Source organism: Actinomycetota bacterium (genome assembly GCA_014360645.1).
In the GTDB taxonomy this organism is placed as follows: Bacteria; Actinomycetota; Geothermincolia; order Geothermincolales; family RBG-13-55-18; genus Solincola_B.
Map to the genome: position 1 here is coordinate 1 of JACIXD010000012.1, position 22,827 is coordinate 22,827.

Below are 22,827 nucleotides of genomic sequence, written 5' to 3' on the forward strand. Positions count from 1 at the left end.
GATGTCATGGATGACATGCTTCATCTCCATTCCGTGCTCTCCATCGCCGACAGGGGAAGGGCGCCAGTCCGCAAGCTGGAGATGCCCACGAAGACCCAGGCCGAAGTCCTAAAGGCCCTGGGATACCAGGTGGACAAGCGTGGGGTCTTACAGCCTCTGAGCCGCTGATCACTATCCTATGCAGGCGTTTTACCGAGAGGAAACGGTTTATCTCTTAAATTCCTGTTGCAGTTTCAATTAATCGACGAAATGTTTCAATCTCCTGAACGGAGATTTTTCTTTTTCTACATTGCAATTGCAGGATGGGCGCCACATCATAATCTAGTTTCAATCTCCTGAACGGAGATTTTTCTTTTTCTACGCGGTAGTTGAGGCGGTCTACCACCCAGATATACGTACCGGTTTCAATCTCCTGAACGGAGATTTTTCTTTTTCTACTATTCTAGAAAGGTCTTCATGTTTACCACGCAAGCGCCCGTTTCAATCTCCTGAACGGAGATTTTTCTTTTTCTACTAGTATTAGAAACGCCGCGGCATTGTTAAGAGATGAGGTTTCAATCTCCTGAACGGAGATTTTTCTTTTTCTACTATCTATATCCTGGCCTCGGAGCGCATCGCTCCGGGCTGTTTCAATCTCCTGAACGGAGATTTTTCTTTTTCTACCAATAACTGCGCTAATTCGGCGGCAGTCAATAGTTTTTGTTTCAATCTCCTGAACGGAGATTTTTCTTTTTCTACCAACAAAAAACCTCCAGGCCGGGTCATGGCCTGGAAAGTTTCAATCTCCTGAACGGAGATTTTTCTTTTTCTACGAGGAAGAGATAGAACGCATCCTTGAGGATATGAGCATCGTTTCAATCTCCTGAACGGAGATTTTTCTTTTTCTACAACGGGTATGCCGTCAGGGCGACATCTATTTCCGCCCGTTTCAATCTCCTGAACGGAGATTTTTCTTTTTCTACTCCAGAACATCGCGGTGGCGCGGGAAGAGGAAGAGGATGTTTCAATCTCCTGAACGGAGATTTTTCTTTTTCTACCTCGATATTACGAGGATGGATCGATTGGTTGGGGAGAGAGTTTCAATCTCCTGAACGGAGATTTTTCTTTTTCTACACGTAAGGAAGCCCGCTATCTGTCCCGCCTACACCATCGGTTTCAATCTCCTGAACGGAGATTTTTCTTTTTCTACCAGGGTAACCAGGACCGCTCCCCGCGGTCCAGCGAGGTTTCAATCTCCTGAACGGAGATTTTTCTTTTTCTACCGCCATCATCCGCGTCCACCTACTCTCGGAGACTGCCGCCGTTTCAATCTCCTGAACGGAGATTTTTCTTTTTCTACGGAGGAATTCTTGCGCGGGGATGAATTGATCGGGATATGTTTCAATCTCCTGAACGGAGATTTTTCTTTTTCTACACGGTTCCCCTGCCGGAGCGGTGGCCACCTTCGACCCCCGGTTTCAATCTCCTGAACGGAGATTTTTCTTTTTCTACATTGATATCAATGACAAACTCCAGGCGGAAAAACTGTACCGCGTTTCAATCTCCTGAACGGAGATTTTTCTTTTTCTACCTGAGGGATGCGAGTATGGGGAGGTGCATAGTAAGTGTCGTTTCAATCTCCTGAACGGAGATTTTTCTTTTTCTACGAGAAAAAAATGATTTATGTCGATTTTGTCACGATAAAGTTTCAATCTCCTGAACGGAGATTTTTCTTTTTCTACCCTAGAAGGTGGTTATGGGAGGAAGGAAGGAGGACGGGGAGTTTCAATCTCCTGAACGGAGATTTTTCTTTTTCTACTGACTGAAAGGGTGCTCCAAATAAAACACGAATACGTGGTTTCAATCTCCTGAACGGAGATTTTTCTTTTTCTACCCGGCAAGAGGATTTATCGGCAGGGCGATATCTATTTCCGGTTTCAATCTCCTGAACGGAGATTTTTCTTTTTCTACATGGTGTCCCAATGTTGGCCCGTGCTAGGTTGGAGGTGGTTTCAATCTCCTGAACGGAGATTTTTCTTTTTCTACTCGCAGATATGCACGTAAGTATGCATGAGCTTGTCAGGTTTCAATCTCCTGAACGGAGATTTTTCTTTTTCTACCCGGATATGACCTTCATTGTGCCACGCCTCACAATCTGGTTTCAATCTCCTGAACGGAGATTTTTCTTTTTCTACCTGGTATTGAGCCGGAGGTTCTCAACGAGCTCCTCGATTGGTTTCAATCTCCTGAACGGAGATTTTTCTTTTTCTACAAGATTTCTGGACAGAGTAAATAGCAAAACTAGGAAGGTTTCAATCTCCTGAACGGAGATTTTTCTTTTTCTACTTGGAGGCTCTCCTGAAGAAGCGTGCATGATTAGCATGGTTTCAATCTCCTGAACGGAGATTTTTCTTTTTCTACCTGGGTAATGGTGGAATAATTAAAGAGAGGTTGTGATGGTTTCAATCTCCTGAACGGAGATTTTTCTTTTTCTACGCTTCACGAATTTTACCTCATTTTAAAAGGTACTTTGTGCGAAATCGCGACGATCCAAGATCAATGCCCATGATCGTATCTCCATTTCCCCGCTGTAATGACCTTCAGATGACTTTAACTGATGTCAGAAACATACCTTGAGCTGGATTTTTGCATCATCGCGGCCTGGAATAACAGCCTTGCGACGACCCCCGAGGTTTCCGGTCTCCTCGGAGGTCGTCGCAAGCCCTCCACTTCAAATCCTACGCTTCAAGATGCATGGTGTGCCTCAGAGGTTGAGCAACAACATGTGATGGGTAGGGCTCAATACCTCGCAAATATAAAGGCGTCAGCCAGGCAAACGGCGGAATACACGCCCTCGAACGCTATTCGGCTTTCAAGGTACTCGCATGCAACGCTTACAAACGGCCGCATGAAAGGAGTGCTCTAGGCTCCTTTTAAACAGTATATCACGGCTTCCGGTCATGCCACGTAGATGTCCACGTCATGCGAGAAAACCCCTTCGCCCATGATCTCGCTTCTCTCCACGCATGACTGGCAGATCTTATAAAAGCGCACCAGGGCCTCGTTGTCCGAGATTATCTCCTCCAGCGCTTCCTTCATCTCATGGTATTTCCCCTCGCTGAGCACGCATTCGAACACGCTCAGCTGCACGTGGTCGCCGTAGTTCTTGAGCTCGTTACAGACCTTCGTCCGCACGCGGTCATTGGGGATATCGTAGACGACGACCACGAAATGCCTGACCTGCATGGGTCGCTCCTAACGGGATAGGTAGGGGCGGTAGGGTTTGCGGCCCTGCAGGTCCGCCACCAGCCTGCGAGCCTGCAGTTGGAAGGCCACCAGGTGATTCACCGGGTTGTCGCGGTCCGGGTGCTTGAACTCCCCGTAGAGCCTCTGGTTGTATTGGGCCACGAACTCCTTTAGGGCCTTCTCGCTCAGGAAGACCGAACCGTCCTTCTCACGGAAGTCGCCACTATTCAGTATCCCTTTGTTTACACAGGTCAGGGCGAGCGAGTCCACCAGCTCGGGCCGCCATTCCTCCATAAGGTCCAGGGCGAGAGAAGGCCTGCCGTAGCGGTCGCCGTGGAGGAAGCCCTGGTAAGGGTCCAGGCCTGCCGATTCCAGGGCAGACCATATGTTGCTCAGCAGTAGGGAATAGCCGAAGCTCAGGAGGGCGTTGAAGGCGTCACGGGGCGGCCTGCGAGTCCTGCAAGGGAAGGCGAACTCCTCGGGCAGCAGTTCCCGCAGGGCGGAGAAATATACCGCTGAAGCGCGACCCTCCAGGCCTCGCACCTCATTCAGCGTATCCGCGCCGTGCAGTTCCGCGAGGCAATGCTTGAGCGCGTTTATGGGTTCCTCCATGCCAGTAAGCCCCCTGCGTCGGCGCTGGCGCTGGAGAATTATCCTTTGGTTGTGCACCTTGCCGTGCACGAAGCTCTTGGCAAGGTCGAGGCACCTGCACGCGTCTTCCGTGGCCAGGAACTGCAGGCGCCGCAGGGTACCGTGATTGGTGAAGCCCGGCCAGAGGTGGCCTTTCAGCCTCCCGCGCATGCTGAGGAAGGACACCCCGACGTTCGCCTTGAGCAGGTAGTCAAGGATGGGAACGGTGAAGGACACGTTCCCGTAGATGATAATCTGGTCCAGCTTGAAGCCGGGGATGTCCGAGATCACCTTGTCGTCTTTCTCGACGATGATCCGGGCACCCTTGCGCCTCAGTTTTGCTCCTTGTTCAAGTACATAAAGTATCGCCATCTTCAGTCCTCCTCGGGCAATCAATAATACGAACGTGGGAACGCCGTGTAACATGGGCCGGGGTGGATGCGCGGGCACCGCCGCAGGGACAGGGGGCCCCGGGCAGGGGCTGAGCGAGCGGGGGAGGGCAAGAAGAAGCAGGGAGCGCTCAATCGCGCATAGCCGGAATCCCGGGCACGGTCACGCCGCCGGTAACTCGGGCGTGGTGCCGAAGCGGACCTGCCCCATGCCCATGGTGGTCTTCATTCCCAGCCCGGAATACTCGCAGAAGCGCGCCAGGAGATGCATGGCCCGGCGCAGGTCCTCGTCCTCGGTGCCCAGGATATACTCACAGCGGCCCACCACGCCCACATGGCGGAAGCGGTCGAAATGCAGGATATGGGTGGAAAGGCTGAAGCGCGAGGGCTGCACGTATCTTTCGGCCAGCTCGTGCAGGTTCGTGCCGAGGTCGACGCGGGATATGGCCGACCATGCCCGGTTGGCGCTCTGCCACACCAGCCGGGGCAAGGGGAAGAGCATGTTGCGCCCGCCGCTCCGGAAAGCGGTCGGGGTCACGAACCTCAAGGTCAGCTTGCGCGGTGGCGGCTTCCTCTGCACTATGCACTCGCGGTAGAGGTCATCTGCGTCCACCGCGCCGGCTCGGGTTCCCGCCACGATGAGCTCGGCCTCGCCCAGCCGGAGGGGGCGCCCCTCCATCCCAGGGAGGATCTCCTCCACCCACAAGCGGGCTAAGCTCTCCTCGAGCATGGTGAAGCGCAGAGTGTAGCACTTTCCGGCGCCCAGCCTTAGCCTGCCCTGGCCGAGCGACTCCATCTCGCCCATGAGAGTGGAGACGGTGTACGGCTTGGGCGGCTTCATGTCGTGCAGGCGTGCGGACAACGCCTCGTCCGCCTCTCTCACCAGGTCAAGGAAAACGGCGTTCAAGCGCTGTCCGCCCCCCGCGGATATCTCCATCGTGTCCGGTGCCATCAGGTCAAGGCACGACTCCAAAAGCAGGCTCAATGCCAGATCCCTCCTGAGCCATGGTTATCGCCGGTGACGGAGCCGAAAGCGCGGCAGAAGAGTCGGACCTGCCTAAATCCGGCCAGGACGCAGCCATTTATGCTCATGATCACTTCAGCTCACAGCCTTATGAAGTTGTGACGGTCCACGAGGTCGTCGAGGTCCTCGCCCATGATGTTGGCGAGGCGCCCGAGTACAAGGTACGCCTGCTGAGTGAACTCTTCCACGTTGCCGTCGGTGGCGCGCTTGTTGCCATGGATGAGGATCAGCTCGTTTCTCTTATCTACCGTCTTATGAAATCTCTTCAAACCATCGACGCCTTCTCTTCGCCAGAGTGGATCATCAAAGGCGGCGAGCAGGATGTGCCCGTGCATCATGCCCAGATCACGCGGCATCCTCACATAGTCGTTTCCGTAAACCTGCCGTGCAAAGTGCTCGTACCTGGCCTTTACCGCTTCAGGAACTAGTTCCCACCTGAGATTGTCGGTATCGAAGCCTTCCACGCCCTCCGATTCTATCTGTGCCAACCGCAGCTGCGAGACCAGCTCCAGGCAGCGGTAGATCCTCACCACCGCGTCGTCGGGCGCTCCCGCTAGCTCTCTCCGCGCCGCGTTGCAGTAGAGGTCGACCGCCAGGTGCAGCCCGAACTCGGGAGACCTCCTTAAGACCTTGAACAGGCTCTCTCCCCTTGCCTCTCGCGAGAGCGTCTCGAGGACCATCAGGTTGCTGTCCAACCCGTCCAGGTCCACCTCAAGCTCGAACCTTTTGGCGGATTCCCTTGCTTTTCGAAGCTCTTCGCATGCCCGCCTGAAGTGGAACCTGTCCCAGAGGGAATACCCACGGACGATCCTTTCGAGAGTCTCCACCCGCGTCGCCACGGAAAGCGCCCTCTTGCCCTGGATCTCTCCCCTGACCTCTCTCAACTTCTCCGCAGCCGCCTCGAAGCTCCCGGCGTTGAACAGGTCCAGGCACTGCCGGATCTTCAGCTCCCCCAGGGTGATGTAGGGGTTGGGCAGCTGGGTGAGGTATTCCGTGCCCGGCATGGGGGTCCTCAGCTCCGCGAGGTATTTCTCGTGGTCGACGTACAGGATGTCTATACCCAGGAAATTCGCCGCCGCCGCGGCCGCACTGACCATCGATTTCTTTCCCCCGGTATTGTCCAGGGCACAGCGCATCTCGCCCTCCCGCGACCACTCCTCCCAGCGCCTGCCGATCTTCTCGTATATATCCACCGGGTCGTCGGGATTCACCTTCTCGCGATCGTAGTGCACCTCGTGCCGGCGGAGAAAATCAACCTCCTGGATCACCCTGGACAGGTGCGCTTCCGTGTCGGCAGTGTAGATGAAGAACACCCTGGAAGGCCTGACCGCGTCAAGGGTGAGGATGAGGGGCTGGGGAGTCGTGCCCACGGTCATGATCAGGGCGTCGTACCTGTTCTTGAACTCGGTGCACTTGCGCCGGAATTCCCCGCGGATGAGCGGGAACAACTCATCCCAGTAGAGCTTATCGGCCTCTTCCTTGCGTCCTGATTCGTGCAGCTCCAACCACTTCTCGCGCAGAGCGTCTATCCTCTTTCCCCCCATTCAGCCGCCCTCCTCCTCAAAAGCACCTTCGCTCGTTCCATGCGATGCCCGCCATGCCCGCATTATAAACCAACCTTCTTCCGGCAGGCACGGCGCAGCCTCGCTTTGAGGCGGGAATAGCGCATGCGCAGGCTCTCCTCGCTTTGCCCCATCAGGCCGGCGATCTCGCTCCACGCCAAGCGTTGCTCTTCGCGCATGACGATCAGCCGCATCTCGTCGTCTTCGAGCGAGGCGAGCAGGCTGCGTGCGCACGCGTGCTCCTCCTCCCGCAGGCAGCACTCCTCCGGGCCCTCGTTCATGCCGGCGGCGTCGGCCAGTAGCTCATAGGCCAAGCTCCCATCCGCGCCCGCTTCCGCATCAGCGCCGTGGGGGTGGAGCTCCGCCTCGTGAAGGTAAAGCCTTTTCCTGCGCGCTTCCTTGCGGTGGTGGTCGATGGCCAGGTTCCTGGCTGTGGCCAGAAGGGAGTTACGGCAGTGGGCGCGGTCTTCCCAGCGAGGACCGGAGCTTTCCGCCCTGGAGAGCATCCTTTCCACCGCCCCGTGAAGGAGGTCTTCCTCCATGCCCTCGAGGGTGTAGGGGCTGTTCCTGATGATGCGCAGCAGGAAGAGTCGCTCCTCCCGGTAGACGGAAAAGAGCATCTCCAATCCGTCGTCGGGAAGGTCGCGGTCCTTCCAGGCCTTGCCGACCCCGGCCGGCGAGCTTTTCCTCTCGCGCATGCGATTACCTCCTTCTCAAGGAGGCACAAGGGCGCCTCCACTCGCCGCTTTCTCGCGGTAACCGCATGCTCTTCCCGCCCGCCGAGGGCGGTTTTCAAGGTCCAAGACGCAAACACGCCACTGTATCCGCAAAGGCGCCTCAATGGAGACGCCACTCGATACAGCGGCTCGTCAACGCCCGTATAAGAGCATTTCTTATATACCATGGTACAGGCAAAGCGTCAAAGGAGCATGCCGCTTTCCCGGGGCAGGCCGATGGCGCCTGACCGTGGCATCCCGGTGGGGTTTACGAGCTACTCTGCTGCGAGCCCCGTTGCCGTCGTCGCCACCCGTGATGGAATGCCAGTGCGGGAGATCGGCCAGAACCCGACGGTATACGCCCCAAGAATTTATTTACGGACACTTAACCTATATCACCCCCTTCCTTGATCGGCGCATCATTCTTCTTCCCCTGCCTCGTGACTCGCATGGATGGACAGCGTTCATCCGCAGCCGGCATTGGGTTCCCGGGTCGATGCGGCAGACGCCCTCGATGGAGGGAAGGGCTACATGGGCTTCGCGCCTTCATCGGGCCCACGTTCGGGCACCTCTTCCCTCCCTTCCGCTCGCCCAATAAATACCGATCCTGCACGAGTGGGCGCATATACGTCTCACGGAGGGACCGCTGCCCCGGCGCTATCAACACCTGCGTCCGCGGAAATAGGTCGCCCACAAAGATTACGATTCCATAGCGCAGATGTAACGGAAGATTATAAAGGTTCGCCGCGAGGCGGGCCCGTCACGGAAAGTCGTCACTTCCGACTACTTTCCTCGGTTGCGGGAAGACGCGCGTTACGTATTGCGGATATGGGCGTAAGTAAGGTTGGGAAGGCCTGATAGTTGGTGTCTCGGCCGGATATCCCAAGGCTGGACGAAGAGGCAGGCGGGATGGCCGGCCGCATTGGTATGCATGCAGGGTTGACAAATTTGGTTATAATATCGGTGACAAAATTCCAGGGTATGATATACAGCTTTTCAGCAGAGGCCTACCTGATCGAGGCTATGTTTGGGGGAGGATGAATTGTCACAATTCAAGGACTTGGTCATCGGTTCTTTACTGCACGACATTGGCAAACTCGTTCAGAGAGCCGATCCTAACCCGAGTTCCAAAACACACCAGCAATTCGGAGCCGATTGGCTTGAGGAGTTCGATTTTCTAAAAAAGTACAGCGCATATTCTCTTTGGCATCATACAAGGGAAGCTCGGCAAGAAAAGGTGCCACTTCTTATGGTTGTGAATGCCGCGGATATGTTAGCTGCAGGAGAGAGGACAAAACACGAGGAGGATGCCAAGACATCCTGGGAGAGAGAGATACCGTTGCTCTCCATATTCTCGAAGATACGGGTTGATGACGGTGACTCAGACCCCGGAGAAGCGTCTGTTTCCTCGCCGCGTTACTACCCCTTGAAACAGGCAGACACGGTGTTTTTCCCATGTCATCTGCATGACGAGATAAAAGGAACCCGCGAAGCCTATGCGGCCCTGTTGTCAGGCCTCGAAACGGATATCAGGGCTATCGAGCGCGCTTTTGGTGTCAATACCCTACTTGTTCTGCTCGAGAAATATCTGAGTTACGTACCCGGTGATACTAGGGTCGAGGGGGGAGCCCCGGAAAGAGACCCCGACATCAGCCTGTTCGACCACCTGAAGCTCACGGCGGCAATCTCTTCTTGCCTTTATGGATACATGATCGAAAAGCAGCCGGACGTGGACGGTTGGGACGAGGAATTCATCTATGATGCCGCGGAGAAACGTTATATTGTTCTCGACGCTGACCTTTCCGGTATCCAGCCCTTCATCTACAACATCTCCTCAAAAGGAGCCCTGAGGTCACTGCGGGCACGGTCGTTCTATCTCGAGATGGTGTGCGAGAACATCGCGAACAGGATACTGCACACATGCGGACTCGAAAGGGTGAACTTGATCTTCAGCGGTGGAGGCAGGCTGCGGTTGCTCATGCCCAACACCGAGAAAGCGAGAGAGGCGGCAAGGGAAACCGAGAAGGCAGCCAACGCGTTTTTCCGGGACGAGCTTTCGGGAAGTATCGGACTGAACGTAGCCTGGGAGGAGTTCGCCGGATTGGAGATGATGAGGAGCTCCGAGCAGGGTGGCGAAAGCCAGAGATCCTACAAGAAAGTGCTCGAGGACCTGCGCGTCAAGCTTGAGACGCGAAAGAAGGATAGGATCATTGATGAGCTGATCGAGCGCAGATTCGAGATGCTCGGGCCCTTCGAGCCCGGGGAAGACGAGTGCAGGATATGCCATTGCGAGAGCGACGAACTAGAGCCTTTGCGAGAGCATGCGGAGGGCGAAGAGCCGGTGCTTTCCTGCCCATTGTGCAGGGACCTATACGTTCTTGGCGGTAGCTTGAGGGGGCTTGAGAGGCTGTGGATGTCCGAGGACGAGGTGTCCGGCTATCACTCCTTGCGGCTGCCGTTCGGCCATCTTCTCTGGCCCAAAGATGAAGAAGCGAGTGAGCCCGAGGGAGGGTGGGGCATAGTTCTCGACAAAAGGTGGGATGCCGACTCATACCACTCACCAAATGATTATGGGTTGAGCTATCCCCACTACCGTGAGGGGGAAGATTTCGAGGACCTTGCGGAGAAATCCTGCGGAGCCCACTGGCTCGGCATACTGCGGATGGATGTCGACGACCTGGGAAGGATATTCGGCGGCGGTATTCCCGAGCAAGAGATGAGCTTCACCCGCATATCCGTGCTGTCTCGGCTGATGAACAACTATTTTAGGGAGGTCCTGCCCAGCGTCCTCAGAGGCGGCGCGGAGGGTTATGAAAACTTCACCGTCCTGGAAGACACGCGTTTCCCACGCCCGCTCGAAATAGTGTATGCGGGAGGCGACGATCTCTTCATCGTGGGTGCGTGGAACCATATAATCGAGGCGGCCTTCGACATCAGGGAGACGTTCGCGCTTTATACCTGTGAAAACCAGGGCATCCATATAAGCGGTGGCATCGTAATAAGCAGGCACGACCATCCCCTTTACGACCTGGCGCGTATCGCGGAGATCGCGGAGAACAACGCGAAAAGCGTTGATCGCTCAAAAGACCGCATCGAGATCTTCGGGCGGACAGGCAAGTGGCAGAAGTACAGCCGAGCGGTTGAGCAACTGCTCCTGCCATTTCTGAACCTCGGAGAGGGCAAGGGGGTAGTGAAAAAGACCGAGAACGGGAATAAACACGCCGAACTGGCTCTTTCTCGCGCGTTCTTGCGCAACGTGATGGCGATCGCGCGCAGATATGAAAGCCTTCAGCGCAGCGGTGAATCAGGCAAGCTGGCCTTTCCCTATCTTGCATATACGGTTGCGCGAGCGCGGGAAACGATCAAGAAGGATGGGCACAATGGGGGAGAGCTTCCTGAGAGGTGGATGACCCTCGAGAGAGCGCTCTTCGATATAGGCAATTACGACATCCTTTATTCGCTTGCATCATGGGCAGACTTACTGTCAAGAGGAGGTAGAACAGATGAATAGAGAAAGAGCCGAGAGCCATACTGCGAATGTCGCTGGGAAGATCAAATCGCTGAGAAAGATGTCCGAGTTGGAAGTTGAGGATATGATCACCTTGGCAGAAGAGATGGGGAGGCGTTTAAGCTCGAGAGAGGTTGATCTTAAGCGAAGTCAGATCAGGAGATTCTTGGACGCCGTAAAAAAGATAGAGGCCCAGGTCAAAAGAAATCCAGAGCAGTTCAGCCGCGAGTCGCTCCTGCTCTTGAAACCTAAACTCGCCTATGCCACGGGAAGGCTGAGGGAAGGCAAGAATAATCCGCTCGGGCCGTTTCAGGAAGTGATCGATCCTGCCATCGACAGGGTTAAAGACTACGCCGATTTCATGAGGTTTGCGAATTTTATGGAATCGATAATAGCGTACCACCGATTCCACGGCGGAAAAGAATAGGATTAAGGGGGTTCAAAAATGAGCGAGATATCGCAGCTTCCATTGCTCGGAAAGGTCTTTATCTCAGGAAAACTGATATGCTGTACCGGTCTCCATATCGGCGCATCGAAGGAGACCCTGGAGATCGGTGGGATTGACTCGGCCGTGGTGAGGGACCCCCTGACCCGCCAACCATATATTCCCGGGAGTTCGCTCAAAGGAAAACTGCGCTACCTCATGGAGAGAAGCGAGAAGGTGCTGTTCAACCGGTCAACCGGACAGGGCAAAAGACACGAGTGCCCGGAACGGGGATGCCCGGTTTGCAGGCTGTTCGGAAGCACGGGGGCAAGGGAGGGGGACAACATCCCGTCCCCGCTGCGCGTCAGGGACCTGTTCTTGACCGAAGAATCCAGAGATTTGCTGGAAAAGATGGAAACCCCCCTTCAGTATACGGAGTGGAAGTTCGAGAACGCGCTGGATCGCGTGACCGCGGCGGCTAACCCGCGCAACCTAGAGAGGGTGCCCGCGGGGGCTGAGTTTCAGTACGAGATAGTCTATGATGTCCTCGACTTCGATCAGGCCAGGGAGGACCTGGCCAATCTCCTGCGCATGATGCAGCTTCTGGAGGACGACGCCTTGGGGGGGCACGGCTCTCGCGGCTACGGGAAAGTGGCATTCGCGGCGAATCGCATGGAAGTTCGCACCATCGATCAGTACAAGGGCGAAGCGGGCGAGGCTGTTGCGGTTGAGGCTGATAAGCTGGACGGGCTGGCCGCAAAGCTAGAAGAGTTGTTCAAAGCACTAGCCAACGGAGGTTAAGGTGGGTGTCGTCCTTATCAAGCCCAGGACGCCTCTGCATCTCGGAGAGGCGACCGGCGCTCTTGAGAGGATAAGCGGTGTCATCCACACCGACACCTTATTCAGTGCCCTGTGCCATGCATGGGGATACCTTTTTGGAAAAGACGGAGTGGATGGACTGCTTGCGGCATACGCCAATGGAGGGCACCCGATACGCATCTCATCCGCCTTTCCCTACACGGAGACCAACGGTGAATGTGGACCCCACAGGGCATATTACTTGCCGGCTCCGCCCAACCTGGGCTCGGCCTTCGGCCCCCAGACAGGAAAAGAGGCAAAGAAGCTGCGCTACATCACAGCGACGATGTACGGAAAATGGCTCGATAATGGATTGGCAGAGGAAGACCTCGAAGATATGGTACGGGCACAGCAGTCAGTGGACGAAGCTTTCGAGATCAGAGCCGATGTGCACGTAGCCCTGGACAGGCCTACGCTCAAGGGACTTCCCTACTACGTATCGCGCCTGCACTGCCGGCAGGGCGGAGGCTTCTATTTCCTATACGAATGTGATCCAGCAGTGGAGAAGGATTTCAGGAGTGCCATGAGATTCCTCGGAGAACTAGGGATCGGAGGGGAGCGGAGCACCGGGAGCGGCGCATTCGAGCCGGAGTTCCTCGACTCAGAGCTGCTTCCCAGCCCTGGATATGCGGATTCAGGCGCATGGCTTTGCCTGAGCCTTGCTTTCCCCAGAGAAGATGAGCTGGACAAGCTCAAAGGTTCGCAAATCGCTCTCCTGGAAAGAAAAGGATGGATAAGTTCCCCCTTTACGCCTGATTCGTTTCGGAGAAAGAGGCTCCTCATGATCGCGGAAGGGTCCTTCCTGTCTGATAAAATGGAAGGTTGTATTGTTGACGTCACTCCATCCATCTGGAAGAAGGAGCTGCATCCCGTTTACCGTTATGGGCTTGCTTGGCTGATACCTGCCAGGAGTGTGGCTTGATGGAAACGTTGAACCTGCGGTTGGAAGCGTTGACACCGGTAAGAATAGGTTCGTATGTGGGTCAGATAACACCTTACGACTATGTGATCTCCGGCGGCAACTGCTACGTGATCAGTGACGATAAGCTTTCTGCGTTTCTTGGAGAGAAAGGCCTCATCGAGGATTTCTCAGAAGCGATCAGAAGGAAAGGCCAAGCCTTCAACATCGGGGATTATCTCGCTTCGAATGGGGTCAGCGACGAAGCTGGGCTAAAAAGCCTGTCGCGTTATGTAGTGCAGGTCCACGGTAATGCGCGCCCACTGCAGATGATGCCTCTCATACGGGACGTAGGAAATAAACCCTACGTGCCAGGCTCCTCCATAAAGGGCGCCATAAGAACAGCGGTCATCTACAACTACCTGAAGGGCTTGAAGAGCTCGGACCAAAGACGCTTCGAGCAGGACTTCATAAGAAAAATAGAAAGAAGGATCACAGATATCGAACAAAGGGAAAGGCGCAGGCCTGCCAGAGGGAGCAAGGGGTTCGCCAAAAGAATAGTCGAGGAAGGCATAGCGCAGTACTTCGATCTCGAAAGATATACCAGGAGGGACGGCTCGTATCTCCACGACCCTCATACCGATATCTTCCGCTGCCTGAAGGTAACGGATGCTCTTCCATCAAAACCGCATAACCGCATATACGATTTCAGGGTTCTGGACAAACAGAACAACGGCAGCCTCTCGTTCGAGTCCCCTATCTTCGCAGAGGCCCTCTCCCCGGGTGCCGCCTTTGAGTTCACCCTGTCTTGGGACGCATGGCTTGCTGAGCGGTTCAAGGAAAGAAACGAGCTTTTAGTTGACGGCCTGGAGCAAATACTCCAGGCCTGCAGGGTGTTCGTCTCAGACCAGATCGAGTGGGAGCGCGAGTTCTTCGAATCCTGCGGGAAGGGCGACAGGGATCCAGGGAAGATAATCGATTCGCTTTCTACCATGGAGGCCGATATTCGTTTGGGATGGGGTTCGGGCCTGGTGGGAGCGAGCCTGTCGATGCTGCTTCCCGAACCAACAAGGAAGAGGCTGCGCGATCTATTCTACCGCCGGGGCTCATCGGCAGTCAGGGATTTTCCCAAGTCGCGCCGAGTCATGGTGGAGAACGAAAAGCCTGTATCGCTTCTCGGTTTTTGTAAGCTGATAGTTCTTTAGGGTGCGCATAAAGCCATGAGGAAGATCGTTATCTGCACACTTGGGACGAGCCTCTTCTACCCCAACCTGTCCTCGATACCGGAGAACAACGAAGAGCTTGCCGGGTTGCGCAGGGCTTATCTGGAGCGGAACTGGGAGGCGCTCGCCGAGGAGCTCTACTGCCGAGACCCGAAAGACCGCATCTGCGGGGCCGAGATCAACAGCATGGCCAGCTTGCTCGAGGAAGGGTTGATCTCCGAAAGAGGCTCTCTTTACCTCTGCCATAGCGACACGCAGGACGGTCATGATGTTGCCGAAGTATTGAAGAATTATTACCGTCGCAGTGAATGGCAAGTCACGACCGAGCAGATTGAGGGACTGCACGACGAAAACCCAAAGAGTTTCCGAACCCGGGGATTAAGAAACCTTGCCAAGACCATATCCCGCATAGTCAGGGAGTCCGGTTCCCCGGAGCTGTGCGCTATAAACGCCACCGGGGGCTATAAGGCGCAGATTGCCATCGCCGTTATGCTTGGCCAGGTCTTTGACATCCCAGTATATTACAAGCACGAGCGCTTCCCTATGATCATCTCCCTGCCGCCCCTTCCGATCTCCCTCGACTTCCGCTACTGGGTGAAAAAATGCGGGGTCCTGCTTTCCCTGGACAAGGAGGATATCCTGCCATCCAGCGCTCTGGAGGAGGACTGGGATGAAAAGATGGAGGCCCTGGTCGAACGCGAGAAGATCGACGGTGTCCAGTATGTGGAGCTCTCTCCCTTAGGGGCGATCTTCCTTGAGGCCTTCAAAAGTTATTTCGAGCGCCAGTCGACCTCTCTACTCCCGATTGCCGTCGACCCTGCTGCGAAGAAAGCTGTCCGGCTATCCGACCACTCATGGGGTGGGGCGCATACCAAAGTCAAGGCCTTCTTGCAGAAGATCGTCGACTTGGTCCCTTACGTCAAGGAAGTCAAAACGGATTATTTAAATCCCGACCTGCCGAAAGCAAGCTATTTCCGTCTGCGTGGCTCGGATAAGATCGAGGGCGTCCTGTCCAATGGCACATGGACCGTGAAATTCATCGTTTTTACTAGTGCCTCCAACCCATCTCAACTCGAGTCGGCGGTTGCCGACCTCAACATCAGGCTCAATCGTGGTGATTTTGGAAGTGTATGATATCTAGGCAATTAACGGACACCCCCCAAATCCACCACGCGATAACTCTATTCTACCTAAATGCAGGTAGACTAAAACGCCAAATAAATGCAATGCCGAGGAAGGTTTATAGCACTTTACAGGTGGCCTCTCCCTTTGCGGCTTCAACTTAACTGTGTCTCGCCTTACTCAAAGCCTGGCAAAACCAGGGTCCGGAGAGCTTCCAGAAGGCCTGTTCCTTTCGGGGGAAGTGTTTTTGGTTCTTCTCCATAAAGTATGTGAGAAACAAGGACCATCGCCCACCATCTGCGAAGGTTTTTGCGGAAGTAAAGCAAGCGCAGAAGGGAGCGACGACGGTCAGGAAAAAGGATATCGATCAGCCGGTGGGCATTCAGGGATAACGGGTGGTAGCCCTTGACTTCGGAGAGGGAAAGGACAGCGGGGAGAAGGGGCTGGTGGTGGAGATCGCAAGGGCCGAGGAGAAAAGCGATCGACGCCGAGGAGCGGGCGGTGTTCTGGGTGGGCAAAGACCGCGGGCAGGGGACTCCGGAGGATTTCTTCTCCCTCTTCAGGGAGGAGAGCTGCTCGGGCGTCCTCGCCTGCTGTATGGACATGCGGGACCCTTTCGAGGCGGCGTTGAGGAAGTGGTGCCCGCAGGCGGAGATCGTCTGCCACCCCTTTCACATCATCTCCTCCTACGGGCGGGAGGTGGTGGAAAAGGTACGGGCGGCCGAGGCCAAGAGGGGGCAGGGCAAGCATAAGGACGCATACAAGGGCACCCCTGCGTCCCGCTCTCCGGCCCGGAGGATCTTCTTGGCCGGCAGCACGAGAAGCTCCGAACCGCTTTCCATGGGCAAGAGGCTGTTCGCCTTCTATCCGCTGAAGGACGGCTTAAAGCGCCTCCGGCGATGCCGCAGCCCCCATTGGGCGGAGCGTTTCCTCCGGGCTGGCACCTGAGGGCCGCCTACACCGAGATCGAGCCCCTGAAGAAGTTCGCCGGGATGCTCAAAAGAAGGCTAGCCGGCATCCTGGCCCACTGCCGCTATCCTATTCATGCCGGCGTGCTCGAGGGTATCGACAACAGATACCCACCATGCGCTTCAGGCCCCGCAACAAAAGCATCTTTTCCCCGGAGCTGTACAGAGCCGCCGCCAACTTTTTGTTCTCACACCAAGAAATGCCCAACACCGCCGGCACCCCCAAGAAAGCTCTCTTCCGGCTCCCTTCGTGGATCTTTTAACCCTTAAATTAAGCGCAATAGACATATGCACGATCTCATACAGGCCACAACGAAGATGACACTACCTTATGCTACATTAATATCAAGAAATCGAGGAAAGGAGCTTACAATGGAAAAAATGGGGTGAAAGCCCACGGTTTTCATGCATCGAGAGTACAAAGAAAAGAGCGCGCCCCTAACTAACCGTTATGGGGTTGTAGTCGATGGGGAGTGGACGTACCAGTCGGACGCTCTTGAGGACATCATGGACTTCATCATCAACCTCGAACGCTTCACAGACCCAGAGCCGACGCTGGAGAAAACCATGCACCGTTGGGCGAAATTGGCCAAGGAACACTTTGGCATGGATGTCCCTACAACGTCCGTCCGGGAATTCCTTGAGGCTATGCCGAAGGAATGCATAGCCTTTTATGAGGACCCCTCTTACCCCATCAGTCCCCACTCTAAGCTGGTCTGATGGGAGAGCGTGTGTTTCGTCGTATACCTTCTGTCGGCAATGTCGGAAGCAAGACAGAGAGGGTTTGCGCAGTAGGCAGTTTTTAAAGTCTAGTCATGAAGTTATCAGATTGGGAACGGCTACAACCACTGCCGAAAAAAGCCCTCCTTCCCGCCGAAGGGGGCCGAGGCTTGAAATGAAGCCGACTTTCATCGAGGCGCGCGACCTGCCCGACGCCTGGTTTTTGGCGTTGTACGGCCTCTTTGGGAAAGGAGACGCCCTCCCCGACGGAGTGCGTGAATACCGAGTGGAAAGAGGGAGCTATGCCGAGAGCCGCCGCAGAGAATACGAATTCGCCATCATTCACATACGCCACCCGGAGACACGGCCCCTAATTCCCGACATCCCCCCGGGAATGGGGCTCCCCCCTCCCACCGATATGGAGTACGTGTGCAATTACCCGGAAAAGCTATGTTCCAAACACTCGCGCGCGGAGAACGAGGACTACACTTACGGCGAATATCTTGAGGACCAGATAGCCGAAGTCGTCCGTATATACCGTGAGGAAGGCTTTGGCACCAACCAGGCGTGCATGGCTGTATGTGACCCGCAGGCCATCTACCTCGAGGACCCGCCATGCCTACGCCAGATAGACACCCGCATCTACCCTGAGGAAAGAAAACTCCACTTCACCGTTATATTTCCGCTCCTGGGACCTCTGGGGCGGCTTCCCGGCCAACTTGGCCGGCATCCAGCTCCTCAAGGAATACAAGGCATCCGAGATAGGTGTCCTGCCAGGCGAAACCCTGGCCCTCTCCAAGGGCCTTCATCTCTACGAGTTCGCTTGGAGCGTGGCCAAGCTGCGCCTAGGGAAAGACTGCTGAGCGCTACGGGGGCCTGGCAGCGCCTCATGCTATGGTTAATGTGGTGTGCCGCCGTGGAAACCGGCGACGGGAGCGGCTGGAACGCCGGGACGTGAACGATGACAAACAACGCGAGTTACATATTGGGGTTTGCCCTGACCGTAGCGGGCGCGTGCCTGCTTTGGTTTTTGGGGGCCTCTGCCTACAAACGGCATCAAAAGCGCGCCTCCAACCGCATGCTGGCCCTGAGCTTCCTTTTCACCGGCCTTTGGCTGCTCTGCGGCTTCGTAGACAAATTGTTCGACCCCCCCAACATCAATGTCACTCTGTGGTCTTTCCGGCTAGCGTACCTTTTCGGAAACACGGGGTTGCTATTCTCCTTCCTTTTCGTTTATACCCTGTCGCCGGAGGCCACGGTACGCCCCCGCATTCGCAACGTCTGCGTAACCCTTGGGGCGTTGAACGCGGTAACCGCCGTTTCCCCTTTGGGAGTTGCGGGCGTGGATGTCTCCGGTCCCAACTTGACCATGCTGCCAGGAAAGCTATTCCCCGTCATCGCCATGACCTTCCTGCTTTCCTCCGTTGCATGCGTAATAGAGGCGCACAGAAAAGCGCGCGCATATAGGGGCATCGACCGCGCCCGGGCCGAGGCGCTTCGCTGGTTCCTGTTCTTGATTCTCCTCATCATCGCCGTGTTTACATACTTGCTGCCCGCACTTACCGGCAACGGCGATTTCGTGTACGTCACTTTTTTCGCTGGGGCGTTCGTGCCCGTGTTCTTCTTTTACATCATAGTTCGTTACCACCTATTGGAAATGCGGATAATCATTAGGAAAACGGGGCTTGGGCTGATTGCTGCGCTCCTCTTTTCTCTCCCAATCGCGGCTCTATTCGCTCTTTTTCACTATCTACAGCCGAGCATCCCTATGATGGCCTTGACCACAACCGTCGTTTTGATGCCGCTGTTCACATTGGCGCCGCGCATCTGGGAGTGGCTGCGCACGCTTTCGGCGCGGCTGTTCTTCTCTGGATTGTATGACGCCGCCAAGCTGGAAAGCGAGGCGTCCAACGAATGGTTCAGAAAAAAAGACCACGCTGAAGGCATACTTTCCGGGTTGGAGCGCGTGGTAGCCGCCCTGGGTTTGCGGTCAATAGAAGTGCGCACTTACCCGCAAGTGGTGGGTGAGAAATCCTTGCGGCTCGGAGTCTTTCGAGATGACGCGCTCGAGATGAGGTATCGCAATGAATACTCGGATGCTGCGTTGGAATGGCTGGGCGAAGCAGAGCGCATAGCTCACCTCACGGAAAAGCTGTGCAGAGAGGCGTCCTCAACAGAATCGAAAGAACTAGGCAAACAGCTGCGCGCAATGGGCGTTGCTGCGATTATCCCTTGTGATACGCCCAACCTCGCGGTGGGGTGGTTGCTCGTGGGGGAAAAAATCTCCGGGGAAGCGCTGAGCACCACCGACATGCGTTTCCTGGAACGGCTGTCCCAACGGCTTGCCCTGTACCTTGGCGACTACGCGATGTCCCTTGCCCTGCGTGCCAAGGTAGCGGAGCTAAAAGCGGCCAATATGTACAAGCAAGAAATAATCATGCTCATGGCGCACGAATTCTGCACGCCCATCACCGTGGCCAACGGAATGACTCAGTTGCTGATGGGGGATGCTGCCCTCACAGAAGAAGACTGGCAAGCATGCCTTTCATGGCTGCAAGGGGCAGTGCAGCGACTCCAAGAGCTTGTCGACCAAGCGTTCCGAATCTCTGCCCACCAAGAAGGAGCACTGCATCCCACTAAACGGAGAATGGAGCTGCCGGCGCTGCTGAACCGCCTCTACGAGGCTTACCCGAAAAAGCAGAAACAACGGCTTAAATTCGATTTTCCTCCCGATGGCAGTCCCGTGCTCACCGACGCAGAATACCTGTTCATCATCCTGAAGGCGGTCATCGACAACGCGCTCAACTTCAGCCAAAACGGCTCTCCTGTGAACGTGCACGCCGCAGAAAAGGTCGGGGGCTTGGTCTTCACCGTGCAGGATTTCGGGGAAGGCATCCCCTCGGAGAAGCTCCCGACCATCTTTGACCCTTTTACGCGGGCGCGGGAGCTTGACCATCACTCTAAAGGCGCGGGGCTCGGATTGTACATAGCGAAGCTGTATGCGGACCAACTCAACATAGACATACGCGTGGAATCGCAGGTCGGGGAGGGCACAACCGTCACCGTATGGGTACCCTGCGCTCCAGCCGTTAAAAACTCTAACCGCTAAAACTCCCGTATAAGCGCGTAATAGTCCTGCGTGCCGACCACCTCCGGACGGAAGGGGGCTCCCATCTCCGCGGCGCAGCTGAAGACGTAATCCTTGAGCGCCTCCCTGGCGTCGGATACGTCTGATACGTACACGTCGCAGAGGTCGGCAAGGGTCAGCAGAACCAGAGGGACGAACCACTTAAAGAACCCCATGCCACGAATCTCCGGGGAAAAATACGCCACGGTGAGATAGAAAAGCCTTCCCGCGGCCGCGGCCTCCGGAAACCGACCGCAAAGAAAATCGGGGTTCACGTAGTTCACGCGCATCTTCTCCAGGCTATGCGTTCCCAACATCAACCCTATGGGACGGCCGTCCATTAGGGGAAGGATTTTAACGTGCTCCGGGTCAATCATGGCCTCGAAAAACTGCTGTAAGGTGTACACGCGCTGCTCTTGGACGGCCTCTTTCATATCCAGGGCGGTCTCGTACATCTCCCATAAGGTAAGCCGGCACCGGTTGGGCACCTTGCTGAGCTCCGGATAGACTTCGTACCTATGACCGTCGATGTCTGCCACGAACTTCTTCCCCAATTCGTCCCGTTCTTCACGCGGTCTCTCTTCCGCTGCCCACGCATTCCTGCCAAAACCCAGGTTCGTCTCCTACTTTCGCCGTGACATAGAAGTTTGGTCGGGAAAATCCCATGAACTCCGTGGCGTAGACATCGGTGTACGCCCCGGTGGGGGAGAATATCAAGCGGTCCCAAACTCGGGTGTCGCCAAGCCTCGCTCCCTTTTGGATGGTATCGTCGGGGTCACAGGTCGGCCCGGCCAACACGTATTCCCTGACCGGCCCGGCTTCCCCCCGCGTGATGTTGCGCACGCGGTAGGACATGGTCAGCCCCGATTGAAAACCCTCAAATAATCCGTGCAGCGCCCCCACGTCCAGGTACAGCCCCCCGCGGGAAGCTCTACCGATGACCGACGCCACCAGGATTCCGGCATCCGCCACCAGAGCCTCCCCGGCTCCGCCATCAACTCCGTCCCCGGGGGGAACGCCTCCAGACAGCGCAAGACGTCCGCGCCGATGGCGTCTATGGCGGGCACCGGGCAATTATACGCTACCGGAAAGCCCCCGCCGATTTTAAGGCGGCGCAGCGGCAGCTCCTTCGCCTCGCCCCACACGCGCAACGTCAGTTCCAATGCACGAGCCCAGCGGTCCCATCCAGGCGCTGCGAACCGACATGAAAGGCCGTCCCGCAAGGGTACAGCCCCAAGCGCTCCGCCGCGCGTAGGAGGTCCACCGCCTCATCGGGGGTCGCCCCAAACTTCTGGTTGAGAGAAAACACGCTGTCCTCCCCAGGGACTTACAAGCAGGAGGTCGTGGGTTCAAATCCCGCAACGCCCACCAGATAACGCGGGGCCGCTTCGGCCCCTTTTTATATCGCCCCCTCGAGGACGACAAGCGGGGATAGGCCTTACGGATTCCTACGCTCTTTGGCCAGTAGGCCCAGGCCGGAGCGCGTTTCCTCCGCCCGGGTTTAAATCGGGGGTTCATGGCGCGGTGATGCGCGCACGGCAGGAGGCCGTAAGGCCTATGCCCCGCATTGACCGGCCGGAAAAGGTCACCCTATGATGTTCTTGCAGGCAAAGAAGGTGATGTAAGGAGGCCGGAAGCATGGACCAGTCCCCGGAGGAAAAAGCCGAGCTGCTCATGGGAAAGGCGGAGGCGCCGGAAACGCGCCTGGAGGCGGAGCTGGCCTTCCGCTACCTTTCCAGGTACCTGGAGCAGGAGATAAGGCGGACGGGGGAGCTCAACGTGCTCGACGTGGGGAGCGGGCTGGGTGAGGTGGCCCTGCGCTTCGCCGCCCTGGGACACAAGGTGACCATGCTGGAGCCGCAGGCGTGCCTGCTGCAGACGGCGGAGGAGAGGGCGCGGCTGCAGCTCCCCGACCGCGCCAGCTACATGCGCTTCCTCAACGAGCGCGTGGAGAACCTGGAGGGGTGCATCGAGGAGGATTTCGACCTCGTCATCTGCCACGAGACCATCGAGTACGTCGACGACCCGCTGCGCGCCTTCAACGTCATCACCCGCGTGCTGCGCCCCCGGGGTACCCTCTCCCTGGTCTTCCTCAACCGTTACGGCCTGGTGATGCGCAAGGTCATCGCCGAGGGGAACATCCGGGAGGCCATGGACGCTTTCGACATCGACGAGTTCCCCACCCCCCTACACAGCGGGCGCGGACACCTCTACTCGGACGCCGAGCTCATCGCCCTCCTGGAACCGCTGGGATATGACATCGTGGAGCAGTACGGGCTTCTGGTCTTCTCGGAGTTCATCGATTGCTCGCTCTTCGAGGACGGCCAGTGTTTCAAGGGAATGTTGGAGCTGGAAGAGCGGGCGGGACAGGAGCCCCATCTCAAGGGCGTGGGCAAGTTCGTCCAGCTCATCTGCTCCAAATCCTGAAGGGCA

The 22,827-nt window shown here is 56.3% G+C and carries 20 protein-coding genes, 1 pseudogene and 1 CRISPR repeat array; of the genes and pseudogenes, 13 read left to right on the forward strand and 8 right to left on the reverse strand.

Going from position 1 to position 22,827, the window contains the following annotated elements:
- Window positions 1-6 precede the first annotated feature (6 nt).
- Window positions 7-168: a hypothetical protein gene (locus H5T74_10945; protein MBC7230890.1), complete on the forward strand. Its 162-nt coding sequence runs from the start codon at window positions 7-9 to the stop codon at window positions 166-168.
- Between the two features lie 83 nt (window positions 169-251).
- A CRISPR array of direct repeats spans window positions 252-2,475; the repeat unit is 37 nt; unit sequence GTTTCAATCTCCTGAACGGAGATTTTTCTTTTTCTAC.
- Between the two features lie 462 nt (window positions 2,476-2,937).
- Here the strand turns inward: H5T74_10945 and cas2 are convergent.
- The 5 genes from cas2 to H5T74_10970 all read right to left on the reverse strand — a co-directional run bounded on the left by cas2 (window position 2,938) and on the right by H5T74_10970 (window position 7,528).
- The gene (gene cas2, locus H5T74_10950) at window positions 2,938-3,225 is read right to left on the reverse strand and encodes a CRISPR-associated endonuclease Cas2 (GenBank protein ID MBC7230891.1); all 288 of its coding nucleotides are present in this window, start codon (window positions 3,223-3,225) and stop codon (window positions 2,938-2,940) included.
- Between the two features lie 9 nt (window positions 3,226-3,234).
- Window positions 3,235-4,227, reverse strand: coding sequence for a CRISPR-associated endonuclease Cas1 (gene cas1, locus H5T74_10955; GenBank protein ID MBC7230892.1), 993 nt, complete (start codon window positions 4,225-4,227; stop codon window positions 3,235-3,237).
- Window positions 4,228-4,407: 180 nt separating this feature from the next.
- Window positions 4,408-5,151: a CRISPR-associated endoribonuclease Cas6 gene (gene cas6, locus H5T74_10960; protein MBC7230893.1), complete on the reverse strand. Its 744-nt coding sequence runs from the start codon at window positions 5,149-5,151 to the stop codon at window positions 4,408-4,410.
- 197 nt (window positions 5,152-5,348) lie between these two features.
- The gene (locus H5T74_10965; GenBank protein ID MBC7230894.1) at window positions 5,349-6,812 is read right to left on the reverse strand and encodes a TIGR02710 family CRISPR-associated protein; all 1,464 of its coding nucleotides are present in this window, start codon (window positions 6,810-6,812) and stop codon (window positions 5,349-5,351) included.
- 62 nt (window positions 6,813-6,874) lie between these two features.
- Window positions 6,875-7,528 carry a sigma-70 family RNA polymerase sigma factor gene (locus tag H5T74_10970; GenBank protein ID MBC7230895.1) on the reverse strand — a complete coding sequence of 218 codons (654 nt, stop codon included), beginning with the start codon at window positions 7,526-7,528 and terminating at the stop codon, window positions 6,875-6,877.
- A 1,060-nt stretch (window positions 7,529-8,588) separates the two neighbouring features.
- Between H5T74_10970 and cas10 the strand changes: the two genes are divergently transcribed.
- The 11 genes and pseudogenes from cas10 to H5T74_11025 all read left to right on the forward strand — a co-directional run bounded on the left by cas10 (window position 8,589) and on the right by H5T74_11025 (window position 20,376).
- Window positions 8,589-11,057: a type III-A CRISPR-associated protein Cas10/Csm1 gene (gene cas10, locus H5T74_10975; protein ID MBC7230896.1), complete on the forward strand. Its 2,469-nt coding sequence runs from the start codon at window positions 8,589-8,591 to the stop codon at window positions 11,055-11,057.
- Entirely contained in the window at window positions 11,050-11,481 is a 432-nt protein-coding gene (csm2, locus tag H5T74_10980) for a type III-A CRISPR-associated protein Csm2 (protein MBC7230897.1), read from the forward strand. Before cas10 ends, csm2 begins: the two co-directional genes overlap by 8 nt.
- 18 nt (window positions 11,482-11,499) lie before the next feature.
- Window positions 11,500-12,279 (forward strand): type III-A CRISPR-associated RAMP protein Csm3, encoded by a 780-nt coding sequence (gene csm3, locus H5T74_10985; GenBank protein ID MBC7230898.1) that lies wholly within the window; start codon window positions 11,500-11,502, stop codon window positions 12,277-12,279.
- Between the two features lies 1 nt (window position 12,280).
- Complete coding sequence (gene csm4, locus H5T74_10990) at window positions 12,281-13,258, forward strand: type III-A CRISPR-associated RAMP protein Csm4 (GenBank protein MBC7230899.1); 978 nt, start codon at window positions 12,281-12,283, stop codon at window positions 13,256-13,258.
- Window positions 13,258-14,439, forward strand: a complete 1,182-nt coding sequence (gene csm5 / locus H5T74_10995) for a type III-A CRISPR-associated RAMP protein Csm5 (protein ID MBC7230900.1) — start codon at window positions 13,258-13,260, stop codon at window positions 14,437-14,439. The genes csm4 and csm5 overlap by 1 nt, the downstream gene beginning before the upstream one ends.
- Before the next feature lie 15 nt (window positions 14,440-14,454).
- Window positions 14,455-15,591: a putative CRISPR-associated protein gene (locus H5T74_11000; protein MBC7230901.1), complete on the forward strand. Its 1,137-nt coding sequence runs from the start codon at window positions 14,455-14,457 to the stop codon at window positions 15,589-15,591.
- Between the two features lie 489 nt (window positions 15,592-16,080).
- Window positions 16,081-16,527, forward strand: a complete 447-nt coding sequence (locus tag H5T74_11005) for a transposase (GenBank protein MBC7230902.1) — start codon at window positions 16,081-16,083, stop codon at window positions 16,525-16,527.
- Complete coding sequence (locus H5T74_11010; protein MBC7230903.1) at window positions 16,494-16,817, forward strand: transposase; 324 nt, start codon at window positions 16,494-16,496, stop codon at window positions 16,815-16,817. The genes H5T74_11005 and H5T74_11010 overlap by 34 nt, the downstream gene beginning before the upstream one ends.
- A 237-nt stretch (window positions 16,818-17,054) precedes the next feature.
- Entirely contained in the window at window positions 17,055-17,267 is a 213-nt protein-coding gene (locus tag H5T74_11015) for a hypothetical protein (GenBank protein MBC7230904.1), read from the forward strand.
- A gap of 175 nt (window positions 17,268-17,442) precedes the next feature.
- A pseudogene (locus H5T74_11020) lies at window positions 17,443-18,130 on the forward strand (thymidylate synthase).
- A 98-nt stretch (window positions 18,131-18,228) separates the two neighbouring features.
- A complete protein-coding gene (locus H5T74_11025; GenBank protein ID MBC7230905.1) occupies window positions 18,229-20,376 on the forward strand; it encodes a hypothetical protein in 2,148 nt (715 codons plus the stop codon).
- Here H5T74_11025 and H5T74_11030 read toward each other — a convergent pair.
- The 3 genes from H5T74_11030 to H5T74_11040 all read right to left on the reverse strand — a co-directional run bounded on the left by H5T74_11030 (window position 20,373) and on the right by H5T74_11040 (window position 21,703).
- A complete protein-coding gene (locus H5T74_11030; protein ID MBC7230906.1) occupies window positions 20,373-20,948 on the reverse strand; it encodes a hypothetical protein in 576 nt (191 codons plus the stop codon). The genes H5T74_11025 and H5T74_11030 overlap by 4 nt on opposite strands.
- 13 nt (window positions 20,949-20,961) lie before the next feature.
- On the reverse strand, window positions 20,962-21,366 hold the full coding sequence (locus H5T74_11035; protein ID MBC7230907.1) for a hypothetical protein: 405 nt from the start codon (window positions 21,364-21,366) through the stop codon (window positions 20,962-20,964).
- Window positions 21,367-21,547: 181 nt separating this feature from the next.
- Window positions 21,548-21,703 (reverse strand): hypothetical protein, encoded by a 156-nt coding sequence (locus tag H5T74_11040; protein MBC7230908.1) that lies wholly within the window; start codon window positions 21,701-21,703, stop codon window positions 21,548-21,550.
- A 329-nt stretch (window positions 21,704-22,032) separates the two neighbouring features.
- On the opposite strand from H5T74_11040, the gene H5T74_11045 reads away from it, so the two are divergent.
- On the forward strand, window positions 22,033-22,821 hold the full coding sequence (locus H5T74_11045) for a methyltransferase domain-containing protein (GenBank protein ID MBC7230909.1): 789 nt from the start codon (window positions 22,033-22,035) through the stop codon (window positions 22,819-22,821).
- Window positions 22,822-22,827: the final 6 nt, after the last annotated feature.

Excerpts from the sequence above, each read along its gene's own strand:
- H5T74_10945 (MBC7230890.1), top strand. The coding sequence starts at position 7 with ATGGATGACATGCTTCATCTCCATTCCGTGCTCTCCATCGCCGACAGG.
- cas2 (MBC7230891.1), bottom strand. The coding sequence starts at position 3,225 with ATGCAGGTCAGGCATTTCGTGGTCGTCGTCTACGATATCCCCAATGAC.
- cas1 (MBC7230892.1), bottom strand. The coding sequence starts at position 4,227 with ATGGCGATACTTTATGTACTTGAACAAGGAGCAAAACTGAGGCGCAAG.
- H5T74_10965 (MBC7230894.1), bottom strand. The coding sequence starts at position 6,812 with ATGGGGGGAAAGAGGATAGACGCTCTGCGCGAGAAGTGGTTGGAGCTG.
- H5T74_10970 (MBC7230895.1), bottom strand. The coding sequence starts at position 7,528 with ATGCGCGAGAGGAAAAGCTCGCCGGCCGGGGTCGGCAAGGCCTGGAAG.
- csm2 (MBC7230897.1), top strand. The coding sequence starts at position 11,050 with ATGAATAGAGAAAGAGCCGAGAGCCATACTGCGAATGTCGCTGGGAAG.
- csm3 (MBC7230898.1), top strand. The coding sequence starts at position 11,500 with ATGAGCGAGATATCGCAGCTTCCATTGCTCGGAAAGGTCTTTATCTCA.
- csm5 (MBC7230900.1), top strand. The coding sequence starts at position 13,258 with ATGGAAACGTTGAACCTGCGGTTGGAAGCGTTGACACCGGTAAGAATA.
- H5T74_11000 (MBC7230901.1), top strand. The coding sequence starts at position 14,455 with ATGAGGAAGATCGTTATCTGCACACTTGGGACGAGCCTCTTCTACCCC.
- H5T74_11015 (MBC7230904.1), top strand. The coding sequence starts at position 17,055 with ATGGACTTCATCATCAACCTCGAACGCTTCACAGACCCAGAGCCGACG.
- H5T74_11025 (MBC7230905.1), top strand. The coding sequence starts at position 18,229 with ATGACAAACAACGCGAGTTACATATTGGGGTTTGCCCTGACCGTAGCG.
- H5T74_11045 (MBC7230909.1), top strand. The coding sequence starts at position 22,033 with ATGGACCAGTCCCCGGAGGAAAAAGCCGAGCTGCTCATGGGAAAGGCG.